The 17,068-nt window shown below is 60.1% G+C and carries 9 protein-coding genes; 8 read left to right on the plus strand and 1 reads right to left on the minus strand.

The features are described from left to right. Positions 1 to 7: 7 nt before the first annotated feature. Positions 8 to 988 (plus strand): GlxA family transcriptional regulator, encoded by a 981-nt coding sequence (locus LOY38_RS07685; RefSeq protein ID WP_258699494.1) that lies wholly within the window; start codon positions 8 to 10, stop codon positions 986 to 988. Here the strand turns inward: LOY38_RS07685 and LOY38_RS07690 are convergent. After that, on the minus strand, positions 985 to 8,742 hold the full coding sequence (locus LOY38_RS07690) for a dermonecrotic toxin domain-containing protein (protein ID WP_258699495.1): 7,758 nt from the start codon (positions 8,740 to 8,742) through the stop codon (positions 985 to 987). The genes LOY38_RS07685 and LOY38_RS07690 overlap by 4 nt on opposite strands. A gap of 306 nt (positions 8,743 to 9,048) precedes the next feature. Here LOY38_RS07690 and LOY38_RS07695 point away from each other — a divergent pair, with 306 nt between their 5' ends. The 7 genes from LOY38_RS07695 (at position 9,049) to astE (ending at position 16,959) form a co-directional block, all read left to right on the plus strand. Then, complete coding sequence (locus LOY38_RS07695) at positions 9,049 to 10,269, plus strand: aspartate aminotransferase family protein (RefSeq protein ID WP_258699496.1); 1,221 nt, start codon at positions 9,049 to 9,051, stop codon at positions 10,267 to 10,269. 202 nt (positions 10,270 to 10,471) lie between these two features. Continuing rightward, a complete protein-coding gene (gene aruF, locus LOY38_RS07700) occupies positions 10,472 to 11,491 on the plus strand; it encodes an arginine/ornithine succinyltransferase subunit alpha (RefSeq protein ID WP_258699497.1) in 1,020 nt (339 codons plus the stop codon). A gap of 81 nt (positions 11,492 to 11,572) precedes the next feature. Continuing rightward, positions 11,573 to 12,598 (plus strand): arginine N-succinyltransferase, encoded by a 1,026-nt coding sequence (astA, locus tag LOY38_RS07705; RefSeq protein ID WP_258699498.1) that lies wholly within the window; start codon positions 11,573 to 11,575, stop codon positions 12,596 to 12,598. Next, entirely contained in the window at positions 12,595 to 14,064 is a 1,470-nt protein-coding gene (gene astD / locus LOY38_RS07710) for a succinylglutamate-semialdehyde dehydrogenase (RefSeq protein WP_258700681.1), read from the plus strand. The genes astA and astD overlap by 4 nt, the downstream gene beginning before the upstream one ends. 162 nt (positions 14,065 to 14,226) lie before the next feature. Then, the gene (gene astB / locus LOY38_RS07715; RefSeq protein ID WP_258699499.1) at positions 14,227 to 15,573 is read left to right on the plus strand and encodes an N-succinylarginine dihydrolase; all 1,347 of its coding nucleotides are present in this window, start codon (positions 14,227 to 14,229) and stop codon (positions 15,571 to 15,573) included. A gap of 72 nt (positions 15,574 to 15,645) precedes the next feature. Then, entirely contained in the window at positions 15,646 to 15,936 is a 291-nt protein-coding gene (locus tag LOY38_RS07720; RefSeq protein WP_258699500.1) for a topoisomerase II, read from the plus strand. Between the two features lie 12 nt (positions 15,937 to 15,948). Continuing rightward, entirely contained in the window at positions 15,949 to 16,959 is a 1,011-nt protein-coding gene (astE, locus tag LOY38_RS07725) for a succinylglutamate desuccinylase (RefSeq protein ID WP_258699501.1), read from the plus strand. The last annotated feature ends 109 nt before the right edge of the window (positions 16,960 to 17,068 follow it).

The following is a 17,068-nucleotide window of genomic DNA, read 5'->3' on the forward strand; positions in this document are numbered from 1 at the left end:
GCCCGCCATGACTGCCCATCGAATTGGTTTCCTGATTTGGCCCAGCACTAAAGCTCTGACGCTTGCGCTGGCCGAGGAGGCCTTGCGTGTTGCCCAGCGTGTGCACCCGGACGTTGTTTACGAACTGTCGTTTTTGCAAGCCGAACCGCCAACCGACGGCGCCTGGCAATTGCCGGGTGAGCCCTGGGCCGGCAAGCTCGAAAACTTCCAGAAGCTGTTCCTGCTCGCCGATGAGCCGCCGACCTCACTCGCACCGGCGCTCAGCAGTGCACTGAAACAACTGGTGCGAGCCGGTTGTGTGATCGGCGGTTTGTCGGCCGGTGTTTACCCGTTGGCGCAACTCGGTTTGCTCGACGGTTATCGCGCTGCCGTGCATTGGCGCTGGCAGGACGATTTCGCCGAGCGTTTCCCGAAAGTCATCGCCACCAGCCATCTGTTCGACTGGGATCGCGATCGCTTGAGCGCCTGTGGTGGCTTGTCGGTACTGGACTTGTTGCTGGCGGTGCTGGCCCGTGATCACGGCGCCGAACTGGCCGGTGCGGTGTCGGAAGAACTGGTGGTCGAACGCATTCGTGAAGGCGGCGAACGCCAGCGGATTCCGTTGCAGAACCGCTTGGGCTCCAGCCATCCGAAGCTCACCCAGGCGGTGTTGCTGATGGAAGCCAACATCGAAGAGCCGCTGACCACCGACGAAATCGCCCAGCATGTGTGCGTATCGCGTCGGCAGCTGGAGCGGATCTTCAAGCAGTACCTCAACCGCGTGCCGAGCCAGTATTACCTGGAGCTGCGCCTGAACAAGGCCCGGCAGATGTTGATGCAAACCAGCAAGTCGATCATCCAGATCGGCCTGTCCTGTGGCTTCTCTTCGGGGCCGCATTTCTCCAGCGCCTACCGCAACTTCTTCGGTGCCACGCCGCGGGAAGATCGCAACCAGCGGCGCAGCAGCAGTCCGTTCGAATTGTCGTCGGTGCCGCCCGAGCGCGGCTAGACGTATTGCGACCTTGGCGGTGGCGGCGGCTCATTGCCTATGGAAATGGATGAGACTTCGGGTTCCTCTTGCAGCCTTCGCTGTTCGCTCTGTGCGTTTTCCCTGGCAAGACGTTGACTCGTCACGCGCTGTTCGGCGGTGTCGGAGAGTGAGTTGTCACTGAAGTCGAATTCGGTTGTGCCGGTGCCCAGCAGCTCGATCGGCACCTCGACAATGGCGTTCCCGGAGAGGTCAACGGTTTCAAGCTGGCGGCAGTCGAACAAACCCGTCGGTACTTCACTGAGGCCCGTGTGGCTCAAGTCCAGCCAGGACAATGCGGCCATCTGACCCACATCGGGTGTGCGGCTCAGCGGGTTGCTCCGCAGAATCAGTCTGTTGAGGTTCTTCAGGGCGGCCAGTCCCTCCACCGTTTGTTGAGTCAGGCTGATATGGCAGTTGGGCAGGCTGAGTCTCTTGAGTTTGTCCATGGCCAGCACTGCTTGGGGGATGTCGTCCAGACGATAGCCCTGGATGGCAAGCACCTGCAGATTGGCAAAACGCTCGAGAAATTGACCGACACGCGGGGGCGTGGCGTTGCTGCTGGTCAGGTTCAGTGTCTGTATATGGCCGAAGTCAGCCGATAACGTCGGCAATGCACCCGTGATGGGCAGATCGCAAGTGAACTCGAATTCGCTCTGACCCTCTACGGCTATCCGGCGCCAGCAATATTCCAGAAGTTCTTTGAATTGTTCCCTGCGCTCTTGCTCCAGATGCAGGGAATCGGCGTCCAGTGGTGCGGGGACGTCGCTGTTGATCGGAGCTTCTTTTGTCCATGCTTCGAGATCACGAATCAAGGTCGCGAGCTCAGTCTGTCGACGCACGAGTTCAACTCGACCATCAGCCAGTGTCCCGGGCAAGCCATAGACAATATCGTTGATGTGCGTGTCGCTTGATTGCGGATAAAGCGTACGGGCCAGTTGACTGTCTTCGGGGCTGACCGAAACACCGAAATCTACGCCGCTCGCCTGGCGGTGGGTTTTGATCCGCTCCCGTGTGGTTGATGTCAGCGGGTTGTGGTCGAGGTCAACGCCGGTGCTGAGATCGGGGGGAAGTTGGAAAAGTTCTTCCGGCAGTACGCTGATACGGTTTTCACTGAACAGTGCAATTTTCAGATTGGGCAGTTCGTGCAAACCGGCTGGAAGATGATCGATCCCCGTTCTGGACAGGTCGATGAAGTCCAGTGCTTTCAGCGCTGTAATGTCCGGGACGCTGCCCAACGGGTTGTTGTACATATCCAGCCCGCTCAGTCGGGGCAGGGAGGACAGGGCAGCTTGTCCCGCTTCATCGAACAGGATGCCGCAGCTGCTGAGCACCAGTGTTTTGAGTCTGGTCATTCGGGAAACGGACGGAGGAAATTTGCCGAGGGCAAAGCGGCGCATTTCCAGGGCCTCCAGTCCGGTAAAACAATTCAGGAAGCCCTCGACGCTCGTGAGGAAATCGTTACCCTGCAGCGCCAACCGGGTGACATGACTGAAGTCAGCGGTCAGCGTTGGCAGCTCACCGATGATGGTCAGATCAATGCCTAGAGAATTGACTCTGAGTTCTGTCTTGCCGGTTTGTCTGCTGCGCCAGAACTGTTTCAGAGTGCGGCTGAAGGCTCTGCGGTTGAACCGCTGCGCAGCCCGGTCAACCGCGTTCATGTTCAGTCCTGTCGTGCCGGTCGGCACGCGCTCTGACCAGGCGGCGAGGTCGCTGACCATTTGTGTGATTTCTGTTTCCCAGCGCGCCAACTGAGCGCTGCCGTCTGCCAGCGTTCCTGGCAATCGATAGATCACATGGGTGGCATCTTCGATGTCCAGCTCCGGAAACAGTGTCTGCGCTTTGGTGATGTCGGCCTTGTCGGGCAGTACGCCGAAATCATTTCCAATGCTGGCGTAGTGCACCTTGATGCGATCACGAGCACTCGGGGACAAAGGGTTGTTCGCCAGATCAATGCCATCGGCCAGATCGATATCCACTGCAAAGAAATCTTCTGGCAGATCAGTGATGGCGTTGCCAGTGAGCTGTGCGCTTCTGAGGTTGGGATGCGTGGCAAGGCCATTGGGCAGGCTGGCGATGCCGGTGTTGTACAGGCGGATATCGTTCAGCGTTGGCATGGGTGTCAGATCGGGAATCAGCCCCAGTGGGTTGTTGCTCAGGTCCAGATGCTCAAGATCAGGGAGTGAATGCAGCAGGGTCTGGCCCTCGGCGGTGAGGGTGATGGCGCATCTACCCAGTGTCAGTTCCTTGAGTTCGGTCAGGCGCGCAAGGTTGGCGGGCACTTGGCCCAAGGCGAAGTCATGCATCTCCAGGACATGCAGCCGGGAAAACAATTCGATGAACGGGGCGATGTCACCAATCGCTGAGTTGCCGATGAGGTGCAGCCTTGAAACATGGCTGAAGTCCGCCGTCAGCCGTGGCATGTCCCCCACAAAGTTCAGGTTTGCAATGAAGTGATCATCGCGCATGCCGGACGTGCTCGATCGGCGTTGCCAGAAGCTCTGTAATTGCCGGGCAAATTCAGATCGGTCCTTGTTGTACATCGTGACGGCATCGTTCGCCTCGCCGGTCAGCGGGTCTTGATGCGGTACCTGAACTGCCCAGGTCTGCAGATCTTGCTTGAGTCTGTCGAGTTCCACTTTCCAGGCCTCAAGCTGTACCCGACCGTCCGCCAGGGTGCCGGGCAAGTCGTAAATGAGTTCGCTGGCCTCGACGGTATTCAGGCTAGGGAACAGTTCTCTGGCCAGGGCGATGTCCGCAGGGTCTGCCAGCACGTCGAAATCCTGCCCGGTTCTGCGGTAGTAGCTTTTAATCCGGTTGCGAGCGTCAGCTGAGAGACCCTGGTTGTCAGCCAGATCAATGCCGTCACTGCGCTCGGCCGGCAGATCAAAAAGCGCATCGGGTAGCTCGACGATGTTGTTTTCACTCAACAGCGCGGTTCCCGGATCGGGGCTCTCGGTGATTCCGGGGGGCAGTTCGCGAAGGCCAGTGGCAGACAGATCGAGGTATTCGAGCGAGGGCAGCAGATTCAGATCAAAAAATGATCCGAGAGGGTTGCCGCGCAATTCGAGTGTTTGCAGCTGCGGCATGGCGCAGAGCGCGGCCTGGTTTTCCGGGGTTATCATGACTCCGCAGTTCTTGAGTCGCAGTGTGAGCAGTTTCGTCGTGTTTATCGATGACAGCGTTGCAGGTTCCAGATCAAAAAAACTCAGCTCCAACAGGGTCAGGTCCTGAAACTGCTGCAGGAAGGGCAAGAGCGCCGAAACATGACGGTTGCCATCAAGGGCGATTTCTCGAACATGGCTGAAATCTGCACGCAGCAACGGCATGTCGCCGATGAACCCCACGGAGGCTTGCAGGCGGTTGCTTTGCAGTGTCGGGGGTAACGGCGGTCTTTGACGCCACAACTGTTCCACTTTGTTGCTGAAGGCTTGCCGGACAAGGCGTTCGTTCTCCTGCTCGTTGACAGTCAACAGCTCACCCGTCTCCGGGGAGCGCTCGGGGATGTTGTCGCTCCATTGTGCAAGGTCGTCATGGAGCCGACGGACTTCGGCTTCCCAAGCGGCGAGTTGGGCGCGGCCTTCGACCAGTGTTCCGGGCAGTTGATAAAGCAGATCAGTGGCTTGCTCGCTGTTGAGGCCTGGAAAGAGCTTGCTCGCCCGATTCATGTCCGCCGCTTCCGGCAGAACGCCAAAGTGCTTTCCGCTTCGCTTGTAGTAGACCTTCACCCGCTCCCGGCTGGTTGAGGAAAGGGGATTGTCGGCAAAACTGAAACCGTCACTGAGCGCAGGAGCCAGATCGAAAAACACCTCGGGAATGTCAATGATCTGATTGCCGGAGAATCGGCTCATGACCAGTTGTGGATGATCCAGCAGACCACCTGGCAGCATCGAGATGCCCGTATTGTCGAGATTGATGTAGCGCAACGAGGGCATTGCGTGAACATCGGGCGCCACCTCGAGGCGGTTGCCTTGCAGGTCCAGGAGCATGAGTTCGGACAAGGGCGCAAACATCGACCGGTTGTTGGCAGGCAGAACGAGACCGCAGTCGCGCATGACCAGATTTTGCAGCAGGGGCATTGAGGTAATGGCTGGCGGCAGGCTCGACAAGTTGAGGTTTTGCACGTCCAGGGATCGCAGTTGCGGGAACTGCTGCAAGAATCCATCGATGGCACCGGTATGAGGGCCGCCGTTGATGCCAAGTGAGGCGACGTGACTGAAGTCGGCATCCGGCACGGGCAGGTCACCGATGATCGGCTGTCTTACCTGAAGGGTGTAACCGGCGGAGCTGCGTATTTCCCTGCGCCAGCAGCGTTCGAGGTTTTTTCTGAGTGTTGCGCGGCTTTGCTTTGCCGCGCGAAGTTCAATGGCCGTCAAGGGCAATCCGCTAGCGGGATCGTTTGTGGGAACCTGGGTTTCCCAGAGACGCAGGTTATCCGTGAGGCGGGTGAGTTCGCTCCTCAGGCGCGCCAGTTCGTTTCTCATCGCCGCCGGGTCATTGCCAAATCTCACCGTAAAATCCCGGGCTTCCTGGGCGTTGTAGCCTCGATAGATCAATCGAACAGCATCCAGCGGCGCAGGAAGGGCAGTGGCAGGCGCATTTGTCTCGGGCAAACCGCTGGCCGGCCGGCCTCTGTGCGCCACCAGACGCAGGGTGTCTAGCTGTGGGGCCGGAGTGGAGGGCAGCGCAATCACCACACGTAGCTCATCTCGAGCCAGCGGTCGGGCGCGGATCGCGGTTTTCAGTTGTTCTGCCTGACCGATCTGCAGATTCAAGGCCTGGCGTTCGGCATCCGGCAGGGCGTACAGAATGCTGGAGTAAAAATCAGTAGCCGAATGCAGTTCCTGACCGCGCTCATCAAACGGCCGGTAGCGACCATCGCTCTGCCTGACCAGAACCTTTTGCGCTGGCGCATCGGCGCGACCCGTGCTGTCGAGCATTCTGCCTTCGTAACGCCCGTCGCGAATTTCCAGGTGCACGTCGCCAGTCCAGCCTGGCACGTACCTGAGGCTGTGCAGGGCCAGTGTGTCGGTGTCCGGATTGTTCAGCGAGTCCAGTTCCAGTCCTTCAAAAGCACGCGTGACCCGCACTTCTTCCCTGGCGAACTGAACGAGGGCCTGCTGACGCACCGGTAACTGCCCTTCGCTGATTTGCAGCAGCTCATCGCCGGTGGCGTTGTTGAGCAGTTCTTGAGTGACAGGTGTGGGCAATGACGGTTCGTGCTGTGCAATGCGGGTGATCAACGGGTCGCTGGCGCGGGGAATGGCCCGGTAGTGTGATTCAAACAGCGTGCCGCGCTGATTCTTGGCGTGTTGCAGCAGTTGCTGGCGCAAGTTGCGGGAGCGCACGTCCAATGGCAGGTCCGGACCCGCGAATGCTTCGCCCAGCAGCGCTTTGGCGTCCTGTTCGTTGAGTGCCTGCAGCAGCGTCTTGAGGAGGTCGACTTCGAGCAAATTGTCCAAATGAATATCGGTGACAGGCAGGGTTTCGCTGGCTGAAGACTGCCAGCTGACTTCGCCTCGTTGATCCAGCAGGCGTAGCCGTTTGCCGGCCGGCCAGCGCCCTTGCTCGGTAAGCAATTGCAACAGAATCATCGGGTCGGCGGCGCAATACTGTTCGGGCGACTCGCTGCCCAGTTGTTCGATGAACAGCTGCAAATCCTGATCGATTTTGAAGCGCACGATACTGTCGGCCAGCAATGGCGGCAGCGGTTCCTGGTCGGCATGCATCTGGCGCAAGGCATTGTCGTCGTAGCCGCTGATTTGAAGGAGGCGCTCGCGCTGTGCCGGCGTGAACGATTCGACCGAGTGGCCAATCCGTCGCAGCGTCGTGGGTGTATCCCATTCCAGCGGCTGTTCGAGTTCGCTGTGCCAGGCGCCATCGCCGTTGTGTCGCAGCACCGGTGTGTAGGCGTCCGGTCGGGTTGGGTGATCAATGGTGTACTGGCCCGGAATCCGGCTTTCGCTCACCGCGAAATGCGCGTCATCGAGGCGCAGCAGTTTTTTCCCCTGATGCTGGTGCAAGCCCAGTTCGTTCGGTTTGGACTGGGCGTCAGGTACGCTGTTCTGCTCGTATCGGGTCAGATCCGCTTGCCAATAGCGGGTCTGGCCGTCGGGCATGCGCACGGGATTGAAACGTTCGATAAAGGCGACGATTTCCTTGGGCAGGACTTTGCGGAACTCACCGACGACGATGGCGCCGCCAACGGCAAACCCTCCCAGTTGAATCAGTGAGTCGACGGTGCCGATCAGGTGTTGTATCGCCTCAGCGGTCTGCCCCAATGTCCAGTCGACGATGCCTTCGAACACTTCGTCGAGAAACTGATAGGCCATGTATGCCATTACCATTTCGCCGAGAACCGGGACGAAGGGCGCAATGACGAAGGCGGCGGTCTGTATGATCGTCGAGGCGATACCGACAAAGGAATCCCACAACGCCCAGCGCACCCTCGAATCGACTGTGGCGGTCGCGACGGCGATAACCCGGGCGTCATTCAGGATTTTGTTCAGCTTGCCCTGATAGAGGTGTTCCCACAGTTCACTGCGGATCGGTGTCGAGGCCAGTTGCAGGTCTGGCCGCTCGAATGGCTCTTCTCGCCATGGCGGTTGCGCGCTGCCTGTCACAGGCGCGTGCCAAGCCACGCGACTCAGGCGACTGTTCAGGCTGGAGAAGAAAAAACCGCGTTGCTCGTGATTGATGAAACGGCTGAAGAATTTCTGGTATTCGCCGGAACGCAATTGGCGGGTCAGTTCGACTTCCAGTTCGGTGGACGAGGCGTATTCCTTGATCGGATGCAGCGGGTCATCCGGTACATAGGCCACCACCCGGGCGGCGGTTCGCGGTTCATCCGCAGGCGGGGCGAAGACAATGATGTCGGTGAGGGGCGCGGACATCATCGTCAGGCTGTGGCACAGCAGTGGCTGGCCGTTGATCCGTAAATGCTGCATGCCTACGGCCAGTGCGGAGATCGTGCGGAAATAACCCTCACTGATATCGCCGCTCATGCGGGCAAGCTGCAGGGCGGCTTTCAGCGCAGCCTGCTGGCCTTTGTCGATCTTTTGCCGCAACTGCGCAGCCTTCGCCGGATCGGTAAAGCCGAGATGGTCTTTCAGATACGTCGTGTACTGCGCGCCGATATCCAGCTCTCGGCACAGCTGGGCAAATGCCGCGATGCTCAGCTTTTCCTTGATCGGCGGCAGCGTGTCGAACTGCCCGTTTGCCGAAGGTTGGGTGATGAAAGTCGAAGCGGCATCATAGGCATCGTCCTCGGTTTCCTTTTGCTCGAAGTTATGCAGCGCCGCCTCCAGCAAAGACACCGTCCAGGTGCGGGCGCCAGTCTTGATCGCAAACAGTGGGGTAGTGGTGGGCAGGTACAGGCGCAGGAACGTGGTCCTGACGTCCAGATCCAGATCGAAGCGGGTTTTCAGCGCGGCCTTCAGCAGGGGCTCGGCAAAGGCGCTGGCATCCTTGAAGTGCTCGAGTTGCCGGTCGACATCGTTTTGGGCATTCCAATGTGCGACGTTGAGGGTTTTCAGCAACTGATGCTGGCCCGCCGGCACGGACTGGAGCGTCAGCGGCAGCAAGGGCTGAGTGGCCTTCAACGCCTGGCGTCTGGCTGATGTGGCGTTGCCCAGCCACTGGGGCAGACTGGCCTGCAGATGCAAGTAGTGATCGTCGGGGCGCTGGCTGAGCGCGTCGGCAGTGATGGCAGGTTGCTGTTCTTCGTTGGGGGGCATCGGGCCAATCCTTGGGCGTCTGGAAAGTGCCCAGCAAATCAGAACGATGGGATGCAGGTGCGGTACATATTTATACCAGTGACGCCGACTTGAATTGATATCCTCTCGGGCCTGCCGCAAATCGGCGGCGGCAGTTTAAACTGCGCCTTTGCGACCCTATTTGTCGCATTGCCGTAAACCCGGGCAAAACCTGTGTTTGCGCTATAAGAAGTTGTCGCTTGGCGGCAAGGCCGGGCTGAAAACTGTCCTTACAATCCCCTCATCGCTCGCCAGTTTCAGGCGAGTGTTCCTCATCAGGAGACTCCGATGTCCGTTGAGCACGCTGCGGTAGAACGCGCTGATTTTGACCAGGTAATGGTTCCCAACTACGCGCCAGCCGCCTTCATTCCTGTGCGTGGCGCCGGTTCCCGTGTCTGGGACCAGTCTGGCCGCGAGCTGATCGACTTCGCCGGCGGGATTGCCGTTAACGTATTGGGCCATGCGCACCCGGCGTTGGTTGCTGCATTGACCGAGCAGGCGAACAAGCTGTGGCACGTATCCAACGTGTTCACCAATGAGCCGGCCTTGCGCCTGGCCCATAAGCTGGTCGACGCCACGTTTGCCGAGCGTGTGTTCTTCTGCAACTCCGGCGCCGAAGCCAACGAGGCCGCCTTCAAGCTGGCCCGTCGCGTGGCCCATGACCGTTTCGGTACCGAGAAGTACGAAATCGTCGCTGCGCTCAACAGCTTCCACGGCCGTACCCTGTTCACCGTGAACGTCGGTGGCCAGTCGAAGTACTCCGACGGCTTCGGTCCGAAAATCACCGGCATCACCCACGTGCCTTACAACGATCTGGCCGCGCTGAAAGCCGCTGTTTCCGACAAGACCTGCGCGGTGGTGCTGGAGCCGATCCAGGGTGAAGGCGGCGTACTGCCGGCCGAGCTGTCCTACCTGCAAGGTGCTCGTGAGCTGTGCGACGCGCACAATGCATTGCTGGTCTTCGACGAAGTCCAGACCGGTATGGGCCGTAGCGGCGAGCTGTTCGCCTACATGCATTACGGCGTGACCCCGGACATCCTGACCAGCGCCAAGAGCCTGGGCGGCGGTTTCCCGATCGCAGCGATGCTGACCACCGAAGACCTGGCCAAACACCTGGTCGTTGGCACCCACGGCACCACGTACGGTGGCAACCCGCTGGCGTGTGCTGTCGCTGAGGCAGTAATCGACGTGATCAACACGCCTGAAGTGCTGAACGGCGTCAAAGCCAAGCACGACAAGTTCAAGACCCGTCTTGAGCAGATTGGCGAGAAATACGGCCTCTTCACTCAGGTCCGTGGCCTGGGCCTGTTGCTCGGTTGCGTGCTGAGCGATGCCTGGAAGGGCAAGGCCAAGGACATCTTCAACGCCGCCGAGCGTGAAGGCCTGATGATTCTGCAAGCAGGCCCGGACGTGATTCGTTTCGCCCCAAGCCTGGTGGTTGAAGACGCCGATATCGATGCCGGTCTGGACCGTTTCGAACGCGCCGCGGCCAAGCTGACGCAAGCCTGATAGTCCCTTCGACGCCTGGACTGTTCAGGCGTCGAATCAATTTTTTTGTGCTGGGCACAATACGTGTGGGAGCGGGCTTACCCGCGATGAGGGCCTGACAGCCGACTTCATTGTTATCTGACAGGACGCTATCGCGGGCAAGCCCGCTTCCACATGAGCCGGGCATTTTTCTGATGAATTTTTTCGAGAAAGGAGTGACACCATGCTGGTGATGCGCCCCGCGCAAATGGCTGATCTGGGCGAGGTACAGCGTCTGGCTGCGGACAGCCCGATTGGTGTCACTTCCTTGCCGGATGACGTTGAACGCCTGAGCGACAAGATCGCAGCAAGCGAAGCCTCGTTCGCCGCCGAAGTGAGCTTCAACGGTGAAGAGAGCTATTTCTTCGTGCTCGAAGATACCGCCACCGGCAAGCTGGTCGGTTGTTCGGCCATCGTTGCCTCGGCCGGTTATTCCGAGCCGTTCTACAGCTTCCGTAATGAAACCTTCGTGCACGCTTCCCGCGAGCTGAAGATTCATAACAAGATTCACGTGCTCTCCCAGTGCCACGACCTGACCGGCAACAGCTTGCTGACCAGCTTCTACGTGCAGCGCGAGTTGGTGGGATCGCCTTGGGCTGAACTCAATTCCCGTGGCCGTCTGCTGTTCGTGGCCAGCCACCCGGAGCGCTTTGCCGATTCCGTGGTGACCGAGATCGTCGGCTACAGCGACGAAAATGGCGACTCGCCGTTCTGGGACGCCATCGGTCGCAACTTCTTCGACCTCAACTATGCCGCTGCCGAGCGTCTGTGCGGTCTGAAGAGCCGGACCTTCCTGGCCGAGCTGATGCCGCATTACCCGATCTACGTGCCGCTGCTGCCGGACTCCGCTCAAGAGGCGATGGGCCAGGTGCACCCACGGGCGCAAATCACGTTCGACATCCTGATGCGCGAAGGCTTCGAGACCGATCACTACATCGACATTTTCGACGGTGGCCCGACCCTGCATGCCCGCGTCTCGGGGATCCGTTCGATCGCCCAGAGCCGTGTGGTCCCGGTGAAGATCGGTGAGCCGGTCAAAGGCGCCGGTCGTCAGTACCTGGTGGCCAACGCCCAGTTGCAGGATTACCGCGCCGTTTTGCTCGAGCTCGATTACGCGCCAGGCAAACCCGTGACCCTGGATCTGGAAGCGGCCGAAGCCCTGGGCGTCGGTGAAGGTGCCAGCGTGCGCCTGGTGGCGGTTTAACGCCTGCTTTAATCCTGGAGAGCATCCTGGAAAGCAGCGAAGTTTCACGGGTGGCGTCTGCGGCCCGTTTGAGGAGATAGCATGATCGTTCGTCCCGTACGCAGCAGCGACTTACCCGCTCTGATCGACCTGGCCCGCAGCACCGGCACCGGCCTGACTACCTTGCCGGCCAACGAAGAACGTCTGGCCCATCGGGTCGGCTGGGCCGAGAAAGCCTTCCGCGGCGACGCCGGGCGGGGCGATGCGGACTACCTGTTCGTGCTCGAAGATGACAATGGCCGAGTGGTGGGCATTTCCGCCATTGCTGGCGCCGTCGGTCTGCGTGAGCCCTGGTACAACTTCCGGGTGGGCCTGACAGTCAGCGCCTCGCAAGAGCTGAACATCTACCGCGAAATTCCGACGCTGTTCCTGGCCAATGACCTGACCGGCAACTCTGAATTGTGCTCGTTGTTCCTGCACGCCGATTACCGCAGTGGCCTCAATGGCCGCATGCTGGCCAAGGCGCGTCTGCTGTTCATCGCCGAATTCCCGCAACTGTTCGGCAACAAGATCATCGCCGAGATGCGCGGCATGTCCGACGCAGCAGGGCGTTCGCCGTTCTGGGAAAGCCTGGGCCGGCACTTCTTCAAGATGGAATTCAGCCAGGCCGATTACCTCACTGGCGTAGGCAACAAGGCATTCATCGCCGAACTGATGCCGAAATTCCCGTTGTACACCTGCTTCCTGTCGGAAGATGCGCGCAACGTGATCGGCCAGGTTCATCCGGACACCGAGCCGGCCCTGGCGATGCTCAAGAGCGAAGGCTTCAGTTACCAAGGCTACGTCGACATTTTCGACGCAGGTCCCGCGGTGGAGTGCGAAACCACCAAGATCCGCGCGGTGCGCGACAGCCAGGCGCTGGTGCTGGCCATCGGCACTCCGGGTGATGACGCCACGCCGTTCCTGATTCATAACCGCAAGCGAGAAGACTGCCGGATCACTGCCGCGCCAGCACGCTTCGCTGCCGGTACTTTGGTGGTTGATCCGCTGACTGCCAAACGTCTTCAACTCAACGCTGGCGATCAAGTGCGCGCCGTTCCGTTGTCTGTAGCTCGGGAGTCGAAATAATGAATTCGCTATACATCGCCGGTGAATGGCTGGCCGGCCAGGGTGAAAACTTTCAATCGGTAAACCCGGTGACCCAGCAAGTGCTGTGGGCCGGCGAGGGCGCCACTACCGCTCAGGTCGAGTCGGCTGTGCGAGCCGCGCGTCAGGCGTTCCCGGGCTGGGCCCGTCGTACCCTGGAAGAGCGCATCAGCGTGCTGGAAGCCTTTGCCGCTGCACTGAAGAATCACGCTGACGAACTGGCTCGTACCATCGGTGAAGAAACCGGCAAACCCCTGTGGGAAGCGGCAACCGAAGTCACCAGCATGATCAACAAGATCGCGATCTCGGTGCAGAGCTACCGCGAACGGACTGGCGAGAAGAGCGGCCCGCTGGGCGACGCCACCGCTGTATTGCGTCACAAACCGCACGGCGTGGTGGCGGTGTTCGGTCCTTACAACTTCCCCGGTCACTTGCCGAACGGTCACATTGTGCCGGCGCTGCTGGCCGGCAACAGTGTGCTGTTCAAGCCAAGCGAACTGACCCCGAAAGTCGCCGAGCTGACGGTCAAGTGCTGGATCGAAGCCGGTCTGCCGGCCGGCGTGCTGAACCTGCTGCAAGGCGCTCGCGAAACCGGTATCGCCCTGGCGGCGAACCCGGGCATTGACGGTCTGTTCTTCACCGGTTCCAGCCGTACCGGCAATCACCTGCACAAGCAGTTTTCCGGCCGTCCAGACAAGATTCTCGCGCTGGAAATGGGTGGTAACAACCCGCTGGTGGTGGATCAGGTTGCGGATCTCGATGCTGCCGTTTACACCATCATTCAGTCGGCATTCATTTCTGCCGGCCAGCGTTGCACCTGCGCTCGTCGCTTGCTGGTGCCGCAAGGCGCCTGGGGCGATACGCTGCTGGCGCGTCTGGTGGCGGTCAGCTCGACCCTTTCAGTCGGTGCGTTCGACCAGCAACCGGCGCCGTTCATGGGCTCGGTGATTTCCCTCGGCGCCGCGAAAGCCCTGATGGAAGCGCAAGAACATCTGCTGGCCAACGGCGCAGTGGCGCTGTTGGAAATGACTCAGCCTCAGGCTCAGGCTGCCTTGCTGACCCCTGGCATTCTGGACGTGACAGCGGTTGCCGATCGTCCCGACGAAGAGCTGTTCGGTCCGCTGCTGCAAGTGATCCGCTACGCTGATTTTGAAGCGGCGATCGCTGAAGCCAACGACACCGCCTATGGCCTGGCGGCCGGTCTGCTGTCGGATTCCGAAGCGCGTTATCAGCAGTTCTGGCTGGAAAGCCGGGCCGGTATCGTCAACTGGAACAAGCAGTTGACTGGTGCGGCGAGCAGCGCGCCATTCGGCGGCGTCGGCGCCTCGGGCAACCACCGCGCCAGCGCCTACTACGCCGCAGATTACTGCGCGTACCCGGTGGCCTCGCTGGAGACCCCGAACTTGGTGTTGCCTGCTGCTTTGACGCCTGGCGTGAAGATGGCGTAACGCCAATCGCGGGCAAGCCCGCTCCCACAGGATTTGCGTCGGCCACAACATGTGTGAACACCACCGAACCTGTGGGAGCGGGCTTGCCCGCGAAGGCCGCGACGCGGTCTCAAAGAATAGTTACTGAAGCCTATAACAACAGATTCTCGTGGAGCCTCGCTGATGAAATCCTATGAAGTCAATTTTGACGGTCTAGTGGGGCCGACCCATAACTACGGCGGCCTGTCCTACGGCAACGTCGCGTCCCAGAGCAACAGCCAGCAATCTTCCAATCCGAAGGAAGCCGCGCTGCAAGGCCTGGCGAAGATGAAAGCGCTGATGGAAATGGGCTTTCAGCAAGGCGTGCTGGCACCACAGGAACGTCCGGATGTCGGGGCGCTGCGCCGCCTGGGTTTCAGCGGCACCGATGCGCAAGTGATCGAGCAAGCCGCCAAAGATGCGATGCCACTGCTGGTCGCCAGTTGCTCGGCGTCGAGCATGTGGGTGGCCAACGCCGCCACTGTCAGCCCGAGCGCCGACACCGCGGATGGCCGTGTGCATTTCACCGCCGCCAACCTCAACTGCAAATACCACCGCAGCATCGAACACCCGACCACCAGTCGCGTGCTGGGCGCGATGTTCGCTGACCAGAAACACTTCGCTCACCACGCCGCGTTGCCGGCCGTGGCGCAGTTCGGCGACGAAGGCGCTGCCAACCACACCCGCTTCTGCCGTGACTACGGTGAGGCCGGCGTCGAGTTTTTCGTGTTCGGTCGCAGCGCGTTCGACACCCGTTATCCGGCACCGCAGAAGTACCCGGCGCGCCAGACCCTCGAAGCGTCCCAGGCTGTCGCGCGTCTGCACGGCCTCAGTGATGACGGCGTGGTCTACGCCCAGCAGAATCCTTCGGTGATCGATCAGGGCGTGTTTCACAACGACGTGATCGCAGTGGGCAACGGCGAGGTGCTGTTCTATCACGAGGACGCCTTCCTCGACACCGACCAGATGCTCGCTGAGCTACAAGGCAAACTCGCAAAAGTCGGTGGGAAATTTCAGTCGATCTGCGTACCGCGTTCCGCGGTCACCGTGGAAGACGCCGTTCGTTCCTACCTGTTCAATAGCCAGCTGCTGTCGCGTCCTGACGGCTCCATGTTGTTGATCGTGCCGGAAGAATGCCGTGGCAACGAACGTGTCTGGCAGTACCTGCAAGGCCTGACCAGCTCTGGCGGCCTGATCCGCGAAGTGAAAGTTTTCGATCTCAAGCAGAGCATGCAGAACGGCGGCGGCCCGGCTTGCCTGCGGCTGCGCGTCGCACTCAACGAAACCGAACTGGCGGCCGTCAACCAAGGGGTTATCATGACGGCACCGTTGTACGGCACGTTGACCGAATGGGTCGACAAGCACTACCGCGACCGCATGACCGAAAACGATCTGGCGGACCCGCAATTGCTGCTTGAGTGCCGGACGGCACTGGATGAACTGACGCAAATCCTTAAACTGGGCGCGGTTTATCCATTCCAGATCAATTGATAGCCGGCGCGCCTTGGCTTTTTATATGAACGGCAAGCGCGCCGCTTAATCTCCAGACGAGAGCGTAAATACATGAGCGATACCCTGCAGCTGATCCTTGAAGACACCGATGGCACGCAACTGGAAACGTCCTGCACCCGCGTCGCGGTCATGTGGCAAGGCAAAGAGCTGTGGATCCAGCAGGACGGCCGCGGCCAGTTGCTGATCGGCGTGGACGTCGAAGAAGGTGATGCTGAATACGCCAACCTGCTGTTGCGCCCGTTGGCGACTAATCTGGTAAGTCTGCAACTGGAGATGGAACCGGCCGACCTCAGTGATGATGAGGACCACGTGCACGGCCCGGATTGCAATCACGACCACTAAGGAAACCGCTCTATGCTCGCCCTCGGTAAACTGCTTGAACTGACTCTCGCCGGCCGCGAACCGGCGGAGAAGACTCAACTGACTGTCGAAGGCGTGCGGATGCGCTGGTTGAGCGAAGGTGCGCTGGAAGTCCGGCCACCTGAAGCTCGCGACAACGGCCTGGACCTGCTGCTTTCGGCCGGCATCCATGGCAACGAAACAGCGCCGATCGAGCTGCTCGATCGCCTGTTGCATGACATCGCCCGCGGTGACTTGAAGCCGCGCGCACGTATTCTGTTCCTGTTCGGCAACCCGGAAGCGATTCGCAAAGGCGAGCGTTTCATCGAACAGGACGTCAACCGGCTGTTCAACGGCCGTCACGAACAAAGCAGTGGCTCAGAAGCCTTGCGCGCGTGTGAGCTGGAGCGGCTGGCGGCGAGTTTCTTCAGCCTCCCGGACCGCAACCGTCTGCACTACGACCTGCACACGGCGATTCGCGGCTCGAAGATTGAGCAATTCGCGTTGTACCCCTGGAAAGAAGATCGACAGCATTCCCGTCAGGAGCTGGCTCGCCTGCGTGCCGCTGGCATGGAAGCGGTGCTGCTGCAAAACAAGCCGTCCATCGTGTTCAGCTCGTATACCTATGACAAGCTCGGTGCCGAGTCCTTCACCCTCGAACTGGGCAAGGCAAGACCGTTCGGACAGAACGATGGGGTCAACGTCAGCCTGCTTGAAGCCCGCCTGAAGCAGATCATCGAAGGCACCGAGCCGCCAATGACCGATGAAGGGCTGGAAGGTTTGCAGCTGTTCAGCGTCGCGCGGGAAGTCATCAAGCACAGCGATAGCTTTCGCCTGAACCTGCCGGCGGATATCGAAAACTTTTCGGAGTTGAAGGTGGGGTATGTGCTGGCCGAGGACATCGCCAACACCCGCTGGGTCATCGAAGAGAAGGGCGCCCGGATCATCTTCCCGAACCCCAAGGTCAAGAACGGCCTGCGCGCCGGCATCCTGATCGTGCCGACCACCGACGAAAACCTGGCCTGACCCTGATCTCTGGCTCGACATAAATCCTTGTGGGAGCGGGCTTGCCCGCGATAACGGACTGTCAGTCGATAATTAGGGTGACTGACACACCGCTATCGCGGGCAAGCCC

This window comes from Pseudomonas sp. B21-015 (genome assembly GCF_024749285.1).
Taxonomy (GTDB): Bacteria; Pseudomonadota; Gammaproteobacteria; order Pseudomonadales; family Pseudomonadaceae; genus Aquipseudomonas.